18 protein-coding genes, 20 tRNA genes, 2 rRNA genes and 4 riboswitches (1 of these 44 cut by a window edge) are annotated in these 18,410 nt (G+C 39.9%); of the genes, 2 read left to right on the top strand and 38 right to left on the bottom strand.

Annotation, left to right across the window (positions count from 1 at the left end):
• Positions 1-18 precede the first annotated feature (18 nt).
• The 14 genes from kdpF to tenA all read right to left on the bottom strand — a co-directional run bounded on the left by kdpF (position 19) and on the right by tenA (position 9,392).
• Positions 19-99, bottom strand: a complete 81-nt coding sequence (gene kdpF, locus KPL75_RS17945) for a K(+)-transporting ATPase subunit F (protein ID WP_000972378.1) — start codon at positions 97-99, stop codon at positions 19-21.
• Positions 96-200: a SipW-dependent-type signal peptide-containing protein gene (locus KPL75_RS17940; protein WP_127814081.1), complete on the bottom strand. Its 105-nt coding sequence runs from the start codon at positions 198-200 to the stop codon at positions 96-98. The genes kdpF and KPL75_RS17940 overlap by 4 nt, the downstream gene beginning before the upstream one ends.
• Before the next feature lie 95 nt (positions 201-295).
• Positions 296-441: riboswitch (cyclic di-AMP (ydaO/yuaA leader) on the bottom strand.
• Positions 442-703: 262 nt separating this feature from the next.
• Positions 704-937: a hypothetical protein gene (locus tag KPL75_RS17935; RefSeq protein ID WP_219917199.1), complete on the bottom strand. Its 234-nt coding sequence runs from the start codon at positions 935-937 to the stop codon at positions 704-706.
• A 13-nt stretch (positions 938-950) separates the two neighbouring features.
• On the bottom strand, positions 951-1,337 hold the full coding sequence (locus KPL75_RS17930; protein WP_219917198.1) for a hypothetical protein: 387 nt from the start codon (positions 1,335-1,337) through the stop codon (positions 951-953).
• 93 nt (positions 1,338-1,430) lie between these two features.
• A riboswitch (cyclic di-AMP (ydaO/yuaA leader) is annotated at positions 1,431-1,578 on the bottom strand.
• 85 nt (positions 1,579-1,663) lie between these two features.
• Positions 1,664-2,485 carry a bifunctional hydroxymethylpyrimidine kinase/phosphomethylpyrimidine kinase gene (gene thiD / locus KPL75_RS17925; RefSeq protein ID WP_219917197.1) on the bottom strand — a complete coding sequence of 274 codons (822 nt, stop codon included), beginning with the start codon at positions 2,483-2,485 and terminating at the stop codon, positions 1,664-1,666.
• A 6-nt stretch (positions 2,486-2,491) separates the two neighbouring features.
• Entirely contained in the window at positions 2,492-3,511 is a 1,020-nt protein-coding gene (locus tag KPL75_RS17920; protein ID WP_219917196.1) for a thiazole biosynthesis adenylyltransferase ThiF, read from the bottom strand.
• Positions 3,504-4,274: a thiazole synthase gene (gene thiG / locus KPL75_RS17915; protein WP_219917195.1), complete on the bottom strand. Its 771-nt coding sequence runs from the start codon at positions 4,272-4,274 to the stop codon at positions 3,504-3,506. Before thiG ends, KPL75_RS17920 begins: the two co-directional genes overlap by 8 nt.
• Before the next feature lie 2 nt (positions 4,275-4,276).
• Positions 4,277-4,480 carry a sulfur carrier protein ThiS gene (gene thiS, locus KPL75_RS17910; protein WP_105585848.1) on the bottom strand — a complete coding sequence of 68 codons (204 nt, stop codon included), beginning with the start codon at positions 4,478-4,480 and terminating at the stop codon, positions 4,277-4,279.
• Between the two features lie 15 nt (positions 4,481-4,495).
• Positions 4,496-5,605 carry a glycine oxidase ThiO gene (thiO, locus tag KPL75_RS17905; protein WP_219917194.1) on the bottom strand — a complete coding sequence of 370 codons (1,110 nt, stop codon included), beginning with the start codon at positions 5,603-5,605 and terminating at the stop codon, positions 4,496-4,498.
• On the bottom strand, positions 5,598-6,218 hold the full coding sequence (gene tenI, locus KPL75_RS17900) for a thiazole tautomerase TenI (RefSeq protein WP_219917193.1): 621 nt from the start codon (positions 6,216-6,218) through the stop codon (positions 5,598-5,600). Before tenI ends, thiO begins: the two co-directional genes overlap by 8 nt.
• A gap of 10 nt (positions 6,219-6,228) precedes the next feature.
• Positions 6,229-7,230: an ABC transporter substrate-binding protein gene (locus KPL75_RS17895; RefSeq protein ID WP_219917192.1), complete on the bottom strand. Its 1,002-nt coding sequence runs from the start codon at positions 7,228-7,230 to the stop codon at positions 6,229-6,231.
• Positions 7,227-7,979, bottom strand: coding sequence for an ABC transporter permease (locus KPL75_RS17890; RefSeq protein WP_219917191.1), 753 nt, complete (start codon positions 7,977-7,979; stop codon positions 7,227-7,229). Before KPL75_RS17890 ends, KPL75_RS17895 begins: the two co-directional genes overlap by 4 nt.
• Positions 7,979-8,728 carry an ABC transporter ATP-binding protein gene (locus KPL75_RS17885; RefSeq protein WP_219917190.1) on the bottom strand — a complete coding sequence of 250 codons (750 nt, stop codon included), beginning with the start codon at positions 8,726-8,728 and terminating at the stop codon, positions 7,979-7,981. Before KPL75_RS17885 ends, KPL75_RS17890 begins: the two co-directional genes overlap by 1 nt.
• Positions 8,697-9,392, bottom strand: coding sequence for a thiaminase II (gene tenA, locus KPL75_RS17880; protein WP_219917189.1), 696 nt, complete (start codon positions 9,390-9,392; stop codon positions 8,697-8,699). Before tenA ends, KPL75_RS17885 begins: the two co-directional genes overlap by 32 nt.
• A gap of 89 nt (positions 9,393-9,481) precedes the next feature.
• Positions 9,482-9,585: riboswitch (TPP riboswitch) on the bottom strand.
• Between the two features lie 60 nt (positions 9,586-9,645).
• A riboswitch (TPP riboswitch) is annotated at positions 9,646-9,758 on the bottom strand.
• A gap of 259 nt (positions 9,759-10,017) precedes the next feature.
• On the opposite strand from tenA, the gene KPL75_RS17875 reads away from it, so the two are divergent.
• A complete protein-coding gene (locus KPL75_RS17875) occupies positions 10,018-11,178 on the top strand; it encodes an SH3 domain-containing protein (RefSeq protein WP_219917188.1) in 1,161 nt (386 codons plus the stop codon).
• A 5-nt stretch (positions 11,179-11,183) separates the two neighbouring features.
• Positions 11,184-11,516, top strand: coding sequence for a hypothetical protein (locus KPL75_RS17870; protein ID WP_002150506.1), 333 nt, complete (start codon positions 11,184-11,186; stop codon positions 11,514-11,516).
• Positions 11,517-11,756: 240 nt separating this feature from the next.
• Here KPL75_RS17870 and KPL75_RS17865 read toward each other — a convergent pair whose 3' ends face one another.
• The 24 genes from KPL75_RS17865 to KPL75_RS17750 form a co-directional block, all read right to left on the bottom strand.
• Positions 11,757-12,908, bottom strand: a complete 1,152-nt coding sequence (locus tag KPL75_RS17865) for a DUF3965 domain-containing protein (RefSeq protein ID WP_219917187.1) — start codon at positions 12,906-12,908, stop codon at positions 11,757-11,759.
• A 469-nt stretch (positions 12,909-13,377) separates the two neighbouring features.
• Complete coding sequence (locus KPL75_RS17860; protein ID WP_219917186.1) at positions 13,378-13,797, bottom strand: CBS domain-containing protein; 420 nt, start codon at positions 13,795-13,797, stop codon at positions 13,378-13,380.
• A gap of 130 nt (positions 13,798-13,927) precedes the next feature.
• Positions 13,928-13,999: transfer RNA gene (locus KPL75_RS17855), tRNA-Glu, on the bottom strand.
• A 1-nt stretch (position 14,000) separates the two neighbouring features.
• Positions 14,001-14,075, bottom strand: a tRNA-Asn gene (locus tag KPL75_RS17850).
• Positions 14,076-14,082: 7 nt separating this feature from the next.
• A tRNA-Ile gene (locus tag KPL75_RS17845) sits at positions 14,083-14,159 on the bottom strand.
• 10 nt (positions 14,160-14,169) lie between these two features.
• Positions 14,170-14,240 (bottom strand) — tRNA-Trp (locus tag KPL75_RS17840).
• Positions 14,241-14,246: 6 nt separating this feature from the next.
• Positions 14,247-14,319, bottom strand: a tRNA-Thr gene (locus tag KPL75_RS17835).
• Between the two features lie 14 nt (positions 14,320-14,333).
• Positions 14,334-14,409 (bottom strand) — tRNA-Phe (locus KPL75_RS17830).
• Positions 14,410-14,418: 9 nt separating this feature from the next.
• Positions 14,419-14,494 (bottom strand) — tRNA-Asp (locus KPL75_RS17825).
• Between the two features lie 2 nt (positions 14,495-14,496).
• A tRNA-Met gene (locus tag KPL75_RS17820) sits at positions 14,497-14,573 on the bottom strand.
• A gap of 24 nt (positions 14,574-14,597) precedes the next feature.
• Positions 14,598-14,690 (bottom strand) — tRNA-Ser (locus tag KPL75_RS17815).
• A 60-nt stretch (positions 14,691-14,750) separates the two neighbouring features.
• Positions 14,751-14,843: transfer RNA gene (locus tag KPL75_RS17810), tRNA-Ser, on the bottom strand.
• 18 nt (positions 14,844-14,861) lie between these two features.
• Positions 14,862-14,934: transfer RNA gene (locus tag KPL75_RS17805), tRNA-Ala, on the bottom strand.
• A gap of 15 nt (positions 14,935-14,949) precedes the next feature.
• A tRNA-Pro gene (locus KPL75_RS17800) sits at positions 14,950-15,023 on the bottom strand.
• A gap of 10 nt (positions 15,024-15,033) precedes the next feature.
• Positions 15,034-15,107: transfer RNA gene (locus KPL75_RS17795), tRNA-Arg, on the bottom strand.
• A 3-nt stretch (positions 15,108-15,110) separates the two neighbouring features.
• Positions 15,111-15,199 (bottom strand) — tRNA-Leu (locus KPL75_RS17790).
• Between the two features lie 16 nt (positions 15,200-15,215).
• Positions 15,216-15,290: transfer RNA gene (locus tag KPL75_RS17785), tRNA-Gly, on the bottom strand.
• A gap of 29 nt (positions 15,291-15,319) precedes the next feature.
• Positions 15,320-15,400 (bottom strand) — tRNA-Leu (locus KPL75_RS17780).
• A gap of 15 nt (positions 15,401-15,415) precedes the next feature.
• Positions 15,416-15,491 (bottom strand) — tRNA-Lys (locus KPL75_RS17775).
• A 4-nt stretch (positions 15,492-15,495) separates the two neighbouring features.
• Positions 15,496-15,570 (bottom strand) — tRNA-Gln (locus tag KPL75_RS17770).
• Between the two features lie 12 nt (positions 15,571-15,582).
• Positions 15,583-15,666: transfer RNA gene (locus tag KPL75_RS17765), tRNA-Tyr, on the bottom strand.
• An 8-nt stretch (positions 15,667-15,674) separates the two neighbouring features.
• A tRNA-Val gene (locus KPL75_RS17760) sits at positions 15,675-15,750 on the bottom strand.
• Between the two features lie 5 nt (positions 15,751-15,755).
• A 5S ribosomal RNA gene (gene rrf, locus KPL75_RS17755) occupies positions 15,756-15,871 on the bottom strand.
• Positions 15,872-15,972: 101 nt separating this feature from the next.
• Positions 15,973-18,410 (bottom strand): 23S ribosomal RNA (locus KPL75_RS17750); it runs 484 nt beyond the window's last position.

The following is an 18,410-nucleotide window of genomic DNA, read 5'->3' as shown; positions in this document are numbered from 1 at the left end:
ATGAATGATTCCCCCTAATTAAAACTTTTCTGGATTTAATAATGCGTATACTAAGTACACCGTAATCGCTGCAACAATAACCGATAAGGCAATCATCATGATTGCTTCCCTTCTTTCACAACTTTATCTGACCAACTTGCAAGACTTACCATCGATGCGACTAACCCAACAAAAATCCCGATCATTACAACATCTAACATAACTACCCCTCACTTTTTGTTAAAATTTGACATTTATTCATCAAAAAAAGAACACTAAGCTCTACTTAGTGTTCGAAGTGAACAACACAAAGTAAACCTCCTCTCTAAACGCTTACGAGGTTAGCTGTCGGATTCGGGCCTAAAGAGTAGCCCTACTTTCAAAACTGAAAGATTCACCCCAAGTGACGATGCACAAAATTGGTTCCCCCGCTCCATTTCTGGAACTCAGCGATTTTAGGTTTTTTTTGGAAATTTCATGAATGATTTATGAGAGTAAATATACTCCTCTATATTTAACTTGTAAAGAGGCAAATTACTTAAAATAAGAAAATATTCCGCCGTTTAAACGCTTACATTACGTATTATTCATATAATTTCATCTATTTTCTTGTCTTTTCTTTCTGTTTCATAAAAATGATCTTTTAAATATGAAATAAAAAGAGCAAATTACATGAAGTGCATAGCTTGTTGCACCCAGCATTCGCTCTTTTTTCATTCAACCTTTATTCTCCTCGTAGAAATGCACGTAAATTTCTTCCACGAATATAAACCTGTGCTAATTCTACATGCAATTCCTCATATTCGATAATATCCGCCTCTAAATACAAAGCATCTTTTGATGGTAATAAAATATATGGCCTTGGAAAAATAGGATCAATCTGTGCCAATTCTTGAACCCTCTCGATCGATACCGCCCAACGATCTGCTACATCTCCAAATAGTAGTACCTTCATCATTTCTTCCCCCGCTCTATTCAAAAAATAAAAAAGAAATATTATCACAGTTCGTAAACACAACAAATTTTGCTCCAATTGTTTCATAGAGCCGCGCTGGATATCTTTTATTTTTTGTAACAACAGTAATAGGCGCTTGAAAAGAAAAACGAATGCGTTCTGTGAAGAAGCTAACTATCGGAAGCTCATCTCCTAATAAAATTACTTTCTTAATCCGCTCACAAATACTAGTAAAATCCTGCTCCTTATTACAGCTATAAGTCGAATCAAATCCACAATTTCTAACTTCAGCTGCTATCTCTTCATTTGCTGTAAAAATAATTAGCTCCTGCTGAAATGCTACTAGCTCTCTTAAACTCTTTACCTTATTTTCTTCTCCAACGCAAATAAGCGTTAATTCCATATACCTCATCCTCCTTAGCATAAAAGAACTCAAACATAGATTGATATTCTCCTATACTAATCAGACCGACGAAGTGATGTATCCATCATGGCACCGTCCTCTCTCAAGACGCTTACGAAGTTAGCTGTCGGATTCGGACTTTGAGAGTAGCCCTACTTTCAACATTGAAAGATTCACCCCTAGTGACGACGCACAAATTGGTTCCTCCGCTCCATACAATTGGACTCAGCGTATTACAAAAAATGTATTCTGGCTGATATATTACTCCTGTATTTTGAAAAAGTAAACATAAAAAAAGCCAGTTAACAAACTGGCTTCTCATGTCTTTATACACGTGTATTATTCATCTTATAAGCAAAATGATTCGTCGGTCCATGGCCACTACCAATATTCAATGGCTCTTCAATTGCTATACTAATAAATCGTTTTGCCTCTTGAACTGCCTCTTCAATTGAGTATCCTTTTGCAAGTCCAGCTGTAACTGCTGAAGCAAATGTGCAGCCACTTCCGTGCGTTTGCTTCGAAGGAATTCGTTCACTTCTAAATTCAATAAACTCTTCTCCATCAAAGAGTAAATCAATTACTTCATTCCCTTGATATTCTGCATGTCCGCCCTTCATAAGCACATATTTAGCACCTAATTCGTGCAACACTTCTGCAGCTTTTTTACTATCTTCTATATTATGAATCTCCATCCCAGTTAACACTTCTGCTTCCGGAACATTCGGTGTTACAACCGTTGCTAGTGGCAATAAATATTCTTTTAATGCTTGCACTGCTTCTTGCTGTAATAATGATGCCCCGCCCTTAGCAATCATAACAGGATCTAGCACAATATTATTCCAGCCAAATTTCTTAATATGTTCTGCAACAATTTGAATAATTTCACTGCTAAATAGCATTCCTAGTTTCACAGCATCTGGCGTTAAATCCGTACCAATTGAATTCAGCTGTTCTGTAATTCCTTCTAAAGAAACAGGATATACCCCTTGAACGCCAAGCGTATTTTGCGCAGTAATTGCTGTAATAGCCGTCATTCCATACACACCAAGCTCTTGGAATGTTTTTAAATCTGCTTGAATTCCAGCACCGCCTCCGCTATCAGATCCTGCGATTGTTAAAGCTTTATTTACTTTCATCCCACTCATCCTTTTCTATCCAAAATAGCGATGATAAATCGTCTTTGCTTCGCTTATATCTTTCGTTCCATGTACAAGTACACGGCCATCTTTAAAGGCAACTAATCTCTTTCCTTCAACTGAAAACGATAGTAAGTATGGATTTACATTCAAATCATTCACACGGTCATTCAGCAGTTTTTTATATTGTTCAAAATTCATTTCCTCTTTATACGGTGGTCTAATTTGAACTGTATTTCTCCCGCATAAAACTGCTGTTTTCGATGTGTTTTCTTTATTTAAATATGGATATAACGCATTCTCACCGCACGATGGACAATTATGTTTACGAAGTTTTTGCACGTTCATACATGAATATTCATTTTTCCATACATCAAATGATACAAGTCCATCTCGAAGCGATTCATAATCTTCTACTAACAGTTTAAGTGTTTCCGTTACTTGATGAGAAACGACAAGAGATACAGCAGGTGATATAATCCCCGCTGTATCACATGTCGCTCCGCCAAGCGGAATCGATTGTAATAAACATGATAAACATGGCGTTTTACTAGGAAGAATTGTGTAAGAAAGGCCGTAACTTCCTACACATGCCCCGTAAACCCATGGAATAGAATATTTTTGCGATATATCGTTCACAATGAAACGCGTTTCGAAATTATCGGTTGCATCAATAATTACATCAACGTTTGTAACAAGTTCTTCTAATTCCTCAGCTGTTACATCTTGAACGAGAGCTTCTACTCTTACTTCACTATTGATCTCTTCTAGACGCTTCTTTGCCGCTACAGCCTTCGGAAGGTTATTCTCTACATCACACTCTGCATACAATTGCTGCCTTTGTAAATTACTCCAATCTACATAATCGCGGTCAACAATTGTCACCTTACCAACGCCTGCTCTTACAAACATCTCTGCGTTTGCACTACCTAATGCGCCTGCACCGATAATAAGTACATGCTTTGCCCTTATCTTTTGTTGCCCTTCTTCCCCAATTGGAGAAAATAGCTCTTGGCGAGAATATCGATTATTCAACTACACTCATTCCTTCTAAAGGACTACTTGCTGTCGCGCAGCGCTTGCGCGCAATACGACCCGCTTCAAAGCCTAATCGGCCTGCTTCAATACCTAATTTCATCGCGGATGCCATTTTAATAGGATCTTTCGCACCAGATACTGCTGTATTTAATAACACGCCATCTGCTCCTAATTCCATTGCAAATGCCGCATCAGCTGGGCTACCAATACCGGCATCAACGATAACTGGTACTGTCGCTTGTTCAATAATGAAGCTTAAGTTTAATGGATTTACAATACCGAGCCCTGAACCAATTGGTGATGCTCCTGGCATAATCGCGTGTACGCCAAGTTCTTGTAATTTACGAGCTAATACAACATCATCAGATGTGTATGGAAGAACGATAAATCCTTCTTCCAGTAACATTTCAGATGCCTTTAATGTTTCCACTGGATCAGGTAGTAACGTTCTATCATCCCCAATAACTTCTACTTTTATCATGTCACAAAGCCCTGAAGCTTTTGCTAATTTCGCAATTCGAACAGCTTCTTCAGCATTTTTTGCTCCTGCTGTATTTGGTAATAACGTATATTTTTTCACATCAAGTTTCTCTAATAAATTAGGTTGCTTTGCATCAAATATATCCATACGACGTACTGCAAATGTTAAAATTTCAGCTTCTGAAACATCAATTGCCTTTTGTTGCACATCAAAATCAGAGAATTTCCCTGTTCCTAATAAAAGTCTAGAATGAAATGAAAATGGCCCAATGTTTAACATAATCAACCGCCTCCTACGAAAGTTACAATCTCAATTTGGTCTCCATCAAAAACAGATGTATCGTTATGATCATCTTTTTGTAAAATATCTTTATTACGTTCTACTACAACAATCCTGTTATCTAACTCTAAATGTGTAAGTAACCCAGCTACTGTTTTTACACTCTCTGGTACTTCAACTTGGTTACCATTAATTTTTAAATTCAAACTTCCATCCCCTTTCTAAACCGTTTTAGAAAGCAATGAATCTAGCAAGTGATTCTTCTGCTTTCCTTCTATTAAATCAGCCATATACTGACCTGAAACAGGACTTAATAAAATGCCGTTTCGATAATGGCCCGTACAAGCATATAAACCTTTTATTTCTTCATGCTCTCCTATATAAGGAGCTTCATGATTAGACTGCGGTCTTAACCCAGCCCACGTACTTTCCCACTCTGCTTCTTTTAAAGCAGGCAATATCGTATAAGCACGCTCTAATACGGAAGTAATACTTTCTGGTTGTACAGATTTATTGAACGTATGAGGCTTCATCGTTGCCCCAATCACATAACGGCCACCGCGCTTCGGCGTAATATAAAACCGCTCTTGGAAAATAGGAGCTTTCAAGAGCGGTTTCCTGCTTCTTACTGCAACAACCTCGCCCTTAACAGGATATGTACCCCAATCACTATGGAAATAATGTAGTAATTTCGTACTCCATGAGCCTCCAGCGATAACGACTTTTTCACATGTGATTACACCTTCACTCGTAACAATTCCAGCCACTTTATTGTTTTCAATTTGAATATCAAACACTTCTGTCTGTTCATATATATCGGCTCCCGAAAATGCAGCGGAATGTGCGAATGCTTTCGTAAGCTCTGGCGCAATAACATGACCATCTTTCGGATAATATACCGCTCCTATAATTGACTCGGATAGAAACGGCTCTTTTTCCCGTAAATGGTCCCCCGTTAGAAAATAGGAATCTTCACCTGTTTTCTGTTGCCAATCCATAATATGAAGAATTCTTTCCTTCTCATCTTCATTTTGGGCAATGCGATAAATACCTTTTTCCTCATACCCAATATCGATGCCTGTCTTTTCACGTAAAACTTCTGCAAGTTGTGGAAATATAGCACGGCTTTCTCTAGCAAGTTCAAACAGCGGATCATATTCATCCCACTCTGCCTGAACACCGAGTAAACCAGCAGCTGCTTTCGAAGCTTCAGATGCGATTCTTTGCTTCTCTACAATCGCTACTTTATGCCCTCTTTCTGCTAGAAAGTGTGCAACTGAACTACCAATTACACCTCCGCCAATAATCGCTACATCATACTTCTTACACATGTTTTTCCGCCCACTTTCTTATTGATTCCTTATAAGATTTCACCTTACTATACGGATTACTACTGCTTATAATCCCGGACATAACAGCAATGCCACTTACACCATTTGCAAGAACATCACCTGTATTTTCAGGAGTGATTCCACCAATTGCAGTTATTGGTATGGATAAACACCTTGCCATATGAGCAATTTCTTCTAATCCTCTTGCTGGTACATCCTTTTTACAAGCCGTTGGAAATACATGACCGTAAACGAGGGAATCCGCTCCATTTTTAAATGCCACTATCGCTTCATCTAGAGAATGTACTGAATAACCAACATGCAAATAAGAAAACTTTTCTTTTACTAACCTTACATCTGCGCTTCGATATCCTAGCTGAACACGCGGAATATTTAATAGAATAGCAATATCAATTCGATCATTTATCACTATCTTTGATGCCGGAAAGCCTTTCCCCAAAAGACTTTCCACACCTTCATATAATTCCTTCGTACTTTTCTCACGCTCACGAATATGCAAATAATCAATCTCACTCTCAATTTGCATCGCTACATTCACTAACTCTTCGAATGGCATATGGCCATTTGAGATTACATGGAGCTCATTTTTCATATTCATTCGCCTACTTTAAAATGTTTTCAAATAATTCATCGGCCGGAACGATTTCTTTCGTCATTCCTTTGTCTTTCAACCATTTGTTTTGTTTCTCCCATGACTCTTTTGAATCTGATAAGAATGGCTCATCTTTCGTTTCCATCTTCTCTAATAAAATTTTCATACTTTCTTTTTCAACTTCTGGTACAAGCGGGAAGTTTTCTTTTTCTTGATGATCTAATAAAATATTTAATGCTTCATCAGGGTTTTTCTTCATAAAGTCATACCCTTTTTGTGCCCCACGTAAAAAGGCTTGCAATGCTTCTTTATCTTTTTTCAACGTTTTATCACCCGTTACAAACACAAGCTCATGATAGTTCGGTACTCCGTAATCAGCTGGATTAAAGTATGCTGGTTCATGGCCCTCATGACGCATAACAGGTACTTCATGGTTAATGTATGCTCCTGTTACAGCATCTACTTTTTTCGTAATTAACGCTGGTACTAAATCAAATCCAACATCGACTACTTTTACTGTATCTGGATTACCACCATCTTCTTTTACCATCGTTTTTAAATATGCTTCACTTAAAGGAGTTCCAGAATATCCAACTGTTTTTCCTTCTAAGTCTTTAGGTGACTTAATACCTGCTGATTTCAGTGATACAACATGATTTAACGGCGAACGTACGACAGCTCCAATTGATTTCACTGGAATTTGTTCATTTGCTCTGGCCATAACAACATCTGGCTGATAATACAAACCAACTGTCACTTTCCCTGCTGCCGCTAGCGTTAATGGATCAGTCGGATTAGAAGGGAATTTAATATTCACCTTTACTCCTTCTTCTTTAAAATATCCTTTTTCAATTGCCGTATAAATAAAGCTATGTACCGCATTCGGGTACCAATCGAGCATGACCGTTATTTCTTTTTCTTTTTTATTCTTATCTGATGCTGAATTACTCGAACATCCTGCAATCATTGCAACTAATAATGTAAACACAAAGATGCGTTTTAATAATTTCATGAATGTTTCCTCCAACTAATAAATTTCTTTTCTAATATAGAAATAAGTATGACGAAGAAAATAGCTAATAATGATAACAATACAATGGGTGCAAATACACCAGCTCCGTCTAACTGCGTCATCATTCTTTTACTGAAATATCCAAGCCCAGCTTGTGCACCGAGCCATTCTCCAATTGCTGCCCCTATTACACTAAGCGGAACTGCAATTTTTAACGCTGAGAAAAAGTAAGGAAGAGCAGATGGCAATTTTAGCTTTAGAAAAATATCCTTTTTCGTTGCACCATACGTAACTAAGAGCTCCTCCCATTCTTTCTTCGTACTACGCAGTCCATCATACGTATTTACCGCAATTGGGAAAAACGTAATTAAAACTGTAACAACAACCTTGCTCCAAATGGTATATCCAAACCATAAAACAAATAGCGGCGCAAGTGCTGTAATCGGGATTGTTTGTGAAGCTACTAATAACGGATAAAATGCTCTCTCCATCCATGTACTCGCATTCATTAACATTGCTAGCCCTACGCCCAGTACGATAGAAATAACAACGCCTATTAAAACGACGTACAACGTTGCAGGTAAATGAACCGTAAATAATATATCCTTTAGCACCCATATCTTCATTACAATTGCAGACGGTGATGGCAAAATGTACATCTCATCTACAATTCTTGCTCCTACTTCCCACAGAGCAAGTAAAATTCCACTTAATATGAGGGCAGGTAATAGCTCCTTCAAGCGATCCATCATACGAGCACCTGCCTTTGTAACATACTAAGAAGATCTTCTTTAAGCGCTAACACTTCAGGCTTATATAAATCTTTTCTTGTTCGGTTACGATCAAGCGGCACAATTCTCTCAGTTAAAGTTGCTATCGGTTGATTTTCTACAACCAAAATTCGATTAGAAAGAAACAGTGCTTCTTCAACATCATGAGTGATAAATAAAATTGTTTTTTCCCACTCTTTCCATTGTTCAAACAACCATTCTTGCAAAGATGCCTTCGTTAAAGCGTCCAATGCACTAAAAGGTTCATCTAACAATAATATCTCCCCGCCCGTTAATAAAGTTCGGATAAAAGATACGCGTTGCCTCATACCGCCAGATAAATCTTTCGGATATTTTTTCTCGTACCCTTGTAAACCAAATTTATGTAACAGTTCTTTCGCTTTTACTTGCGCTTCTTTCTTCTGCACTCCTTGGCACTCTAGCGGTAGGGCCGCATTCTCAATAATCGTTCTCCACGGCAAGAGCATATCTTTTTGGGGCATATACCCTACAGGATGACTCTTTGTTTCTGTCAGCTCTATCTGTCCAGCACTTGCCTCTTCTAAACCTGTAATAAGGCGAAATAAAGTACTTTTCCCGCAGCCACTCGGTCCGATAATACTTACAAACTCTTTATCTTGTATAGAAGCATTTAATTCATCGATGATTGGTTTTTCATCATAATGAAAGGAAACATTATGAAACTGTAGTATGTTCTTGCTCCTCAAAACCCCACATCTCCTTACGATAAGCCATATCCCAGAATAAATATTCAAATCGGCTGGAATATAAGAAAATCTCCTCTAATCGGTCTAGCTCTTTCTCTGACTTTCCAACTGCCATTTCATTTAATAAATCTATTAACCAAATACAAAGCTTACCGTATTCTTCAGAACTATATCCTTGAATCCACTCTCCAAAGAACTCATGATCTCTTGCTCCAAGAATATCATTTAAACGCTTTCCAATCTCCCAATAGCTCCACATACATGGAAGTAAAGCTGATATTAATTCTGCAAGTGTGCCATTTTGAGATACAGACATCATGTAATTTGTATAGGCTAAATTTTTAGCAGATGGTTTCGCAGATTCCATCTTTTGTGTAGAAATGCCAAGTCTTTTTGCATATTGTTTATGAATCGTCATTTCACCATTTAAAATCCCATCAATTTGCTCTGCAAATTTTGCCATAACTTGTGGATTCGTTGCCTTTACAACCCCAATTGCATATAGCTTTGCATAATCTAACAAATATAAATAATCTTGAATAATATAGTACTGGAATTTGTCTTTTTCCAACGTACCATCCCCCATACCTACTACAAACGGATGATTATGACTTTTCTCCCAAACAGGCTGCACCGTATCAAATAATCTTTCACAAAATTTCATTAATAATTCCCCTTCCTATATATCTATTTATCTCAATAAAAAAACCACTTCTGTATATAAGAAGTGGTTACAGCAAATAAAATTATAATTTATTCGTTGTTCCACTTCCCTTCGCTAGTATTATCTAGATCAGGTGTTGTAAGGGTTAAGGATTATTCCTCTCTCAGCACGAAAAGCACCCCTAGTGGTGTTAATATGAAATTTTCAAATAAAAAAGCCCCGTTTCTATACGCAAAGAAACGGGGACTCATTGTTAATGTCCGAATTGCTTCCCTACGCTAGCATAATCTAGATCAGGTAATAAAAAGGATCAACGGCTTACGGCCCTACTCTCAGCTGGCAACACCAGCCCTCCTAGCAAACTATAAAATTATCACTGTCAGTATAACACCGCCATAAGACATCATCAACTGTTTTAATTTTCTTAATTGCGAATTAAATCTTAATGTGTTAAACAAATATAAATGCGACCCCACAAATGATATATACAATATTTATATACGAATCTCTCTTCTAACATTATTTTTATTGATTTCATATTACATTTATGTGAATACGACCAATATATTATATCTTTATACTATAATAAAATTACAACTATACAACTAGAGGAGGTCTTTATTACATGAATATGAAAGCTACAGCTTTAACAGCAACTACTATCGCAATTGCTTCTTTACTTCCTTCTATGGGAGAATCCGATATACAAACAGCGTCTGCTAAGCAACTATCTACAGTAAAAACTGGATATGTAAAAATTGACAACGTTGCACTGCATCAAAATAACCATGCAGACAGTGCAATAATTGATAACATTCGATTTAATAGCCCAGTTACTATTCTTGAGACAACTCAAGATTGGTATAAAGTATCTGTTAACAACAAAACAGGCTATATGAAAAAAGATGCAATTCTATTCAAAAAAAATGTTCAACCAAAGAATCAATATATCGTAAATGCAAACGCATTAAACGTTCGTTCTGAACCTAATACAGAGTCTTCTATTCTAGATATATTACCAAATGGTCAATTCATTACCATTCAAGGTGAACAAGGGGATTGGTACAAAATATTACATAACGGTCAAATTGGATACGTACAAAAAACATTTGTATCTAATGGATCCACACCTCTAGTAAAAGGTGTAACTGTACAAGGTTCTCCTTCCTATACTGTTGCAACACCAAAATTAAATGTACGTAGCAACGCTAGTACAAGTAGCACTCTACTTGGCTCATTACAAAATGGTACACAAGTACAAGTAGTAGAAACGGTAGGTACTTGGTATAAAATTCGTTTTGGCACAGGATACGGATATGTAGCGAAACACTATGTAGCGCAAAATCAAAATCAAGCACAAGCTAAAACAGCTCAACCTGCATCAATTCCAGCAGTTTTCAAATTCCCTACTCAAGGGAAAATCAGCTCCACTTTTGATATGCGCTGGGAGCAAATGCATTATGGTATAGATATAGCAGCACAAGGAAATGTCTCTATTCAAGCTGCTGCTGCAGGTAAAGTTGTGAAATCTTATTATTCGGCTAGCTACGGCAATGTCGTGTTCATCGCCCATCAAATAAATGGGAAATTATATACAACAGTTTATGCTCATATGAAGGATCGCACTGTACAAGCTGGTGATCAAGTACAAACTGGACAATTAGTAGGTCATATGGGAAACACAGGTCATTCATACGGGCAACATCTCCATTTTGAATTACATAATGGGGAATGGAATTTTGAAAAAACAAATGCAGTGAACCCACTGCCATATTTAGTTAGGTAAATTATATGCCACGCAATATACCTCTCTTTATTGAATACCTGGCCTTTTTAGGTTTAATCTGTTGTTTAATCATTTATAATACGAACACTGTATTTTTATCTATTATTATTGCTTTTGTTGCTTTAGAAATCATTATGGAAGCATTACAAATGCGGCTAAAACAAAAAATTGCCCATATTTATAATGCAATTTTTCTTTTGAGTGCTCTTATAACAAATATAATTAGTAATGGTTTTTATTTATCTACTGTACTTCCTGTATTCTTTATAGGTGTCTTATTATTCCTAGCTAGATACGTTAATGTCCCTAATAACCAAAAACATGAACAAGAAGCTTAGAAAGAGGAGACACTGTGTACCAATCTTTCAAAGATAATCCAATGAAATATATATTGAATTTATATAAAAAAATGAATACTTTTTTTGGTATACAAGGAAGTTATACTTCACAATTTCTCCTTTATGGAATGTTATTTCTTATCTTAGTTACTTTCTCCTTGTTTTACTAACAAAAAAGGATCTCACATAAACTTGAGATCCTTTTTAATTTATATTAATTTTTAATATGTAAAATACGGTTTATCCACAAGCATATTTTTCATAAATGAAACTAAGATTATATTTTTTCTCTAAGCTCATTCTTTGTTCATCGTCGCACCAATAGAAAAGAATATCATGAATCGTTGCATAACGCTTATTTTTAAGAAATAGTTTAAAGAATGATGGTAAACAATCATGTAATTGTATAAATATATAATTGCGTAGTATTTCTTCTTTGTATTCAATTCCCTTACAAATATACAGTAATTCTTCACAATAATATGCATGCTGTGGAACTTGGATCATTTCGAAAAATGGTACATATGATAGTAACTTTCCAATAAAATGACCATACCGATCCATTACCCCTATCGTCATATGCTCCATCATTTCTTTCATCACATATAAATAATCATCTACATGAGTTGTCTTTAAAGGGTCTAATCGATCGGAAATTTGAGAAAGTACAGCTCTTTGACAAGCTAAAACTGCTTGACTAGGTCCATAATATGATAGGAAATCTGTACACTTACGATACTTTCGTAATAAGTCATGTGTATATAAATCATACACAAAAGTATTACAATACATTGCTAGACTCATCATATCACTATTTAATTGTTCTTTTGATAGTGTTTTTGCTCGCTTACACATATAAAAGAATGTAAATTCCAACACTTCTTTATGAGATAATAGGTGTTTACAATCTGTTATACATTTCTCGTTAAATTTAACTCGATTCCAAATTTCTACATCCTCAGCTGTTAATTCACCAATACGATATTTAATAATTAAATAGTTTAAAGCAACTGCTTTCGTCAAAAGATCCCATGTTTCATACTCCAATGAAGTTTGGACAAATTCATCTAGCCCTTGGGTTACCATAAAAGCATTTGCCTCTTCATACCAACCAATCTCTTGACATAGACGAAGAATACGTACTAGAGTTGGAATTTCATCTTTATGAAACTGCGGTAAATTCTTTACTCTATTCATGCCATATACGATAAATGACGCTAAATTTTCTTCTTTATAAAATTCTTTTTCTTTCCATACTAATATAGTTCGCTCTTTCCCTTCACCTTTTGGATGACAAGGTACAAGTAAAGAAAATAACTCAGCGAAATTATTTGGTTCTATATATGTATCTGTAACCAAATTCCAATTTGGATCGCCCTGTACATCCCTCATATAATTCCCCTTCCCTTTTTATCCCGCTATTTTCGAGCAGTAAGACTCCCACCTCAAAATTCGGCGAATGCGAGGAAGTTAGGTGGGAGATAAAACTGCCCGTAAAAGCCCGATTGGTTCAACTAATAATTATTGGGGGATGGACCCCAATAATTAAAGTTTCACTTTATCTACATAGGAAATATTAATTCATTATTACATCATTAATAATAAATATTGTTATATTCAAAATCTATCATAATACTTATATCTCTCAGTATATCATTTTTTCTCTTATTAAAAATTAGGAATGACAAATTTAAAAAAACTGTCAAAAATATTGACTCTACACTTATTATATAATGTCTCAGATACATCATGCTAACATATCAGTTTAATCCATATATACTAGAATAATGTATCTGATTTTTATACGTAATTTATCTCGCTCTTTTCGGGCAGTAAGACTCCCGCTAATTAAAGTTTTACTTTATTCCGTATGCTCCGAGATTTCACTTAAAGCAAAGCCTGCTTGATCATCTGCTGATTCTCTTATAGCTAAATCCCCTAGTGCTAGCATCCCAACAAGTTGACCGCTCTCAACTACCGGTAACCGTCTAATTTGATATTGTGCCATTAATTCTGTAGCTTTTTCAATAGAATCATCTGGAGAAACTGAAACAATGTTTGTTGTCATTACATTTGTAATTTGATTAGATCCAGGATGTTTTTCAGCAATCCCACGAACAACTAAGTCTCGATCAGTAACAAGCCCAACAACTTGTTTATTTTCAATAACAGGAATCAATCCAACCGATTCTTCCTTCATTTTTACAGCTGCCTCATATACATTGTCTAATGGTGTACAATGTACGATATGAGTACTCATAAGTTCTCTAACTTGTGTCATTTTCATCTCCTCCTTTTAATACATACCATAGCTTTTCCTAAATCCCTTTATTTATTTCAGGAAAATAAGGTGATAAAAAGAGGCTTATACATAATAAAAAAGAGTCAGCATATTGCTGACTCTTTTTTTATGACCCGTACGGGATTCGAACCCGTGTTACCGCCGTGAAAGGGCGGTGTCTTAACCACTTGACCAACGGGCCATGGCTCCGCAGGTAGGACTCGAACCTACGACCGATCGGTTAACAGCCGATAGCTCTACCACTGAGCTACTGCGGAATATATATGGTGGGCCTAAATGGACTCGAACCATCGACCTCACGCTTATCAGGCGTGCGCTCTAACCAGCTGAGCTATAGGCCCATATACTTTACAGGGGCAGTAGGAATCGAACCCACACTGGAGGTTTTGGAGACCTCAGTTCTACCTTTAAACTATGCCCCTAAATGATGCCGGCTAGAGGACTTGAACCCCCAACCTACTGATTACAAGTCAGTTGCTCTACCAATTGAGCTAAGCCGGCATAATTTAAAAAAATGGTGGCTCGGGACGGAATCGAACCGCCGACACGAGGATTTTCAGTCCTCTGCTCTACCGACTGAGCTACCGAGCCAACATAAAATGGCGGTCCCGACCGGGGTCGAACCGGCGATCTCCTGCGTGACAGGCAGGCATGTTAACCACTACACCACGGGACCATTGGTTGCGGGGACAGGATTTGAACCTGCGACCTTCGGATTATGAGCCCGACGAGCTACCGTACTGCTCCACCCCGCGACGATATTATGTTTTAAAAATAAATGGAGGAGGTAGAGGGATTCGAACCCCCGCGCGACTCTCGCCGCCTGTCGGTTTTCAAGACCGATCCCTTCAGCCGAACTTGGGTATACCTCCATGAAGGAAAAATTAATATCTTATTCATTTTTATATGTACTAAACCACTTTTTAAAAAAATGGAGGAGGTAGAGGGATTCGAACCCCCGCGCGACTCTCGCCGCCTGTCGGTTTTCAAGACCGATCCCTTCAGCCGAACTTGGGTATACCTCCGACATATAAAAAATAAAGTGGAGCCTAGCGGGATCGAACCGCTGACCTCCTGCGTGCAAGGCAGGCGCTCTCCCAGCTGAGCTAAGGCCCCATGTTTTTGGGAAAATCGGGAAGACAGGATTTGAACCTGCGACCCCCTGGTCCCAAACCAGGTGCTCTACCAAGCTGAGCCACTTCCCGTTAATAAAAGCGCGCCCGAGAGGAGTCGAACCCCTAACCTCTTGATCCGTAGTCAAACGCTCTATCCAATTGAGCTACGGGCGCATATGGTGCCGAGGGCGGGGGTCGAACCCGCACGGTGGTCACCCACCGCAGGATTTTAAGTCCTGTGCGTCTGCCTGTTCCGCCACCCCGGCATATCATACTGAAAATTGGAGCGGAAGACGGGATTCGAACCCGCGACCCCAACCTTGGCAAGGTTGTATTCTACCACTGAACTACTTCCGCAAGACATGTATGATATATTTTTTTAAAAGTGCGGGTGAAGGGAGTCGAACCCCCACGCCAAAGGCGCTAGATCCTAAGTCTAGTGCGTCTGCCAATTCCGCCACACCCGCATATTTTATTGAAAATGGTGAGCCATGAAGGATTCGAACCTTCGACCCTCTGATTAAAAGTCAGATGCTCTACCAACTGAGCTAATGGCTCTTAATGGCTGGGCTAGCTGGATTCGAACCAGCGCATGACGGAGTCAAAGTCCGTTGCCTTACCGCTTGGCTATAGCCCAATAATTAAGAAATGGTGGAGGGGGGCAGATTCGAACTGCCGAACCCGAAGGAGCGGATTTACAGTCCGCCGCGTTTAGCCACTTCGCTACCCCTCCGACATATATGGTGGAGGATGACGGGATCGAACCGCCGACCCCCTGCTTGTAAGGCAGGTGCTCTCCCAGCTGAGCTAATCCTCCATTTTGCCTGGCAACGTCCTACTCTCACAGGGACAAGGTCCCAACTACCATCGGCGCTAGAGAGCTTAACTTCCGTGTTCGGTATGGGAACGGGTGTGGCCTCTCTGCCATCATTACCAGACTATATTCATTTAAGACAAGAATGATTGTAACTCATTCACTTTTAAAGGTCAATAAGTTTTTTATATTCTTTCAAAACTAGATAACATTGCTTCATATTATATGGTTAAGTCCTCGATCTATTAGTATTCGTCAGCTCCACATGTCACCATGCTTCCACCTCGAACCTATCAACCTGATCATCTTTCAGGGATCTTACTAGCTTACGCTATGGGAAATCTCATCTTGAGGGGGGCTTCATGCTTAGATGCTTTCAGCACTTATCCCTTCCGCACATAGCTACCCAGCTATGCCCTTGGCAGAACAACTGGTACACCAGCGGTGCGTCCATCCCGGTCCTCTCGTACTAAGGACAGCTCCTCTCAAATTTCCTACGCCCACGACGGATAGGGACCGAACTGTCTCACGACGTTCTGAACCCAGCTCGCGTACCGCTTTAATGGGCGAACAGCCCAACCCTTGGGACCGACTACAGCCCCAGGATGCGATGAGCCGACATCGAGGTGCCAAACCTCCCCGTCGATGTGGACTCTTGGGGGAGATAAGCCTGTTATCCCCGGGGTAGCTTTTATCCGTTGAGCGATGGCCCTTCCATGCGGAACCACCGGATCACTAAGCCCGACTTTCGTCCCTGCTCGACTTGTAGGTCTCGCAGTCAAGCTCCCTTATGCCTTTGCACTCTACGAATGATTTCCAACCATTCTGAGGGAACCTTTGGGCGCCTCCGTTACACTTTAGGAGGCGACCGCCCCAGTCAAACTGCCCACCTGACACTGTCTCCCGGGTCGATAAGACCCGTAGGTTAGAATTTCAATACAGTCAGGGCGGTATCCCACCAGCGCCTCCACCGAAGCTAGCGCTCCGGTTTCAATGGCTCCCGCCTATCCTGTACAAACTGTACCAAAATTCAATATCAGGCTACAGTAAAGCTCCACGGGGTCTTTCCGTCCTGTCGCGGGTAACCTGCATCTTCACAGGTACTATAATTTCACCGAGTCTCTGGTTGAGACAGTGCCCAAATCGTTACACCTTTCGTGCGGGTCGGAACTTACCCGACAAGGAATTTCGCTACCTTAGGACCGTTATAGTTACGGCCGCCGTTTACTGGGGCTTCAGTTCAGAGCTTCGCTTACGCTAACCCCTCTCCTTAACCTTCCAGCACCGGGCAGGTGTCAGCCCCTATACTTCGCCTTACGGCTTCGCAGAGACCTGTGTTTTTGCTAAACAGTCGCTTGGGCCTATTCACTGCGGCTTTCCGTTAAGAAAGCACCCCTTCTCCCGAAGTTACGGGGTCATTTTGCCGAGTTCCTTAACCAGAGTTCTCTCGCACACCTTAGGATTCTCTCCTCGCCTACCTGTGTCGGTTTGCGGTACAGGCACCTTTTATCTCGCTAGAAGCTTTTCTTGGCAGCGGGGAATCAAAGACTTCGCTCCATAAGGAGCTTCCCCATCACAGCTCAGCCTTCACGATAAGCGGATTTGCCTACTTATCAGCCTAACTGCTTGGACGTGCACAACCAATCGCACGCTTCTTCTATCCTTCTGCGTCCCTCCATTGCTCAAACGATAAAGAGGTGGTACAGGAATATCAACCTGTTGTCCATCGCCTACGCCTGTCGGCCTCGGCTTAGGTCCTGACTAACCCTGAGCGGACGAGCCTTCCTCAGGAAACCTTAGGCATTCGGTGGACGGGATTCTCACCCGTCTTTCGCTACTCATACCGGCATTCTCACTTCTAAGCGCTCCACCAGTCCTTCCGGTCTGACTTCACTGCACTTAGAACGCTCCCCTACCACTGATACCATTGGTATCAATTCGCAGCTTCGGTGGTGTATTTAGCCCCGGTACATTTTCGGCGCAGAGTCACTCGACTAGTGAGCTATTACGCACTCTTTAAATGGTGGCTGCTTCTGAGCCAACATCCTAGTTGTCTAAGCAACTCCACATCCTTTTCCACTTAATACACACTTTGGGACCTTAGCTGGCGATCTGGGCTGTTTCCCTCTTGACTACGGATCTTATCACTCGCAGTCTGACTCCTAAGGATAAGTCATTGGCATTCGGAGTTTGACTGAATTCGGTAATCCGATGAGGACCCCTAGTTCAATCAGTGCTCTACCTCCAAGACTCTTACACTTAAGGCTAGCCCTAAAGCTATTTCGGGGAGAACCAGCTATCTCCAGGTTCGATTGGAATTTCTCCGCTACCCACACCTCATCCCCGCACTTTTCAACGTGCGTGGGTTCGGGCCTCCATTCAGTGTTACCTGAACTTCACCCTGGACATGGGTAGATCACCTGGTTTCGGGTCTACGACCACGTACTAAACGCCCTATTCAGACTCGCTTTCGCTGCGGCTCCGCCTCTTCAGCTTAACCTCGCACGGGATCGTAACTCGCCGGTTCATTCTACAAAAGGCACGCCATCACCCATTAACGGGCTCTGACTATTTGTAGGCACACGGTTTCAGGATCTCTTTCACTCCCCTTCCGGGGTGCTTTTCACCTTTCCCTCACGGTACTGGTTCACTATCGATCACTA

The sequence above is a fragment of the Bacillus sp. NP247 genome (assembly GCF_018966865.1).
Lineage (GTDB): Bacteria > Bacillota > Bacilli > Bacillales > Bacillaceae_G > Bacillus_A.
The sequence above is the reverse complement of the archived record's forward strand: the minus strand, read 5'-3'. Positions and strand labels throughout refer to the sequence as shown.

What these genes read in the sequence shown, in the direction of transcription:
- thiO (WP_219917194.1), bottom strand. Translation starts at nt 5,605, where the DNA reads ATGTGTAAGAAGTATGATGTAGCGATTATTGGCGGAGGTGTAATTGGT.
- KPL75_RS17930 (WP_219917198.1), bottom strand. Translation starts at nt 1,337, where the DNA reads ATGGAATTAACGCTTATTTGCGTTGGAGAAGAAAATAAGGTAAAGAGT.
- KPL75_RS17890 (WP_219917191.1), bottom strand. Translation starts at nt 7,979, where the DNA reads ATGGATCGCTTGAAGGAGCTATTACCTGCCCTCATATTAAGTGGAATT.
- tenA (WP_219917189.1), bottom strand. Translation starts at nt 9,392, where the DNA reads ATGAAATTTTGTGAAAGATTATTTGATACGGTGCAGCCTGTTTGGGAG.
- thiG (WP_219917195.1), bottom strand. Translation starts at nt 4,274, where the DNA reads ATGTTAAACATTGGGCCATTTTCATTTCATTCTAGACTTTTATTAGGA.
- KPL75_RS17895 (WP_219917192.1), bottom strand. Translation starts at nt 7,230, where the DNA reads ATGAAATTATTAAAACGCATCTTTGTGTTTACATTATTAGTTGCAATG.
- KPL75_RS17865 (WP_219917187.1), bottom strand. Translation starts at nt 12,908, where the DNA reads ATGAGGGATGTACAGGGCGATCCAAATTGGAATTTGGTTACAGATACA.
- tenI (WP_219917193.1), bottom strand. Translation starts at nt 6,218, where the DNA reads ATGAAAAATGAGCTCCATGTAATCTCAAATGGCCATATGCCATTCGAA.
- kdpF (WP_000972378.1), bottom strand. Translation starts at nt 99, where the DNA reads ATGATGATTGCCTTATCGGTTATTGTTGCAGCGATTACGGTGTACTTA.
- KPL75_RS17875 (WP_219917188.1), top strand. Translation starts at nt 10,018, where the DNA reads ATGAATATGAAAGCTACAGCTTTAACAGCAACTACTATCGCAATTGCT.
- KPL75_RS17870 (WP_002150506.1), top strand. Translation starts at nt 11,184, where the DNA reads ATGCCACGCAATATACCTCTCTTTATTGAATACCTGGCCTTTTTAGGT.
- KPL75_RS17935 (WP_219917199.1), bottom strand. Translation starts at nt 937, where the DNA reads ATGATGAAGGTACTACTATTTGGAGATGTAGCAGATCGTTGGGCGGTA.
- thiD (WP_219917197.1), bottom strand. Translation starts at nt 2,485, where the DNA reads ATGAGTGGGATGAAAGTAAATAAAGCTTTAACAATCGCAGGATCTGAT.
- KPL75_RS17940 (WP_127814081.1), bottom strand. Translation starts at nt 200, where the DNA reads ATGTTAGATGTTGTAATGATCGGGATTTTTGTTGGGTTAGTCGCATCG.
- KPL75_RS17860 (WP_219917186.1), bottom strand. Translation starts at nt 13,797, where the DNA reads ATGACACAAGTTAGAGAACTTATGAGTACTCATATCGTACATTGTACA.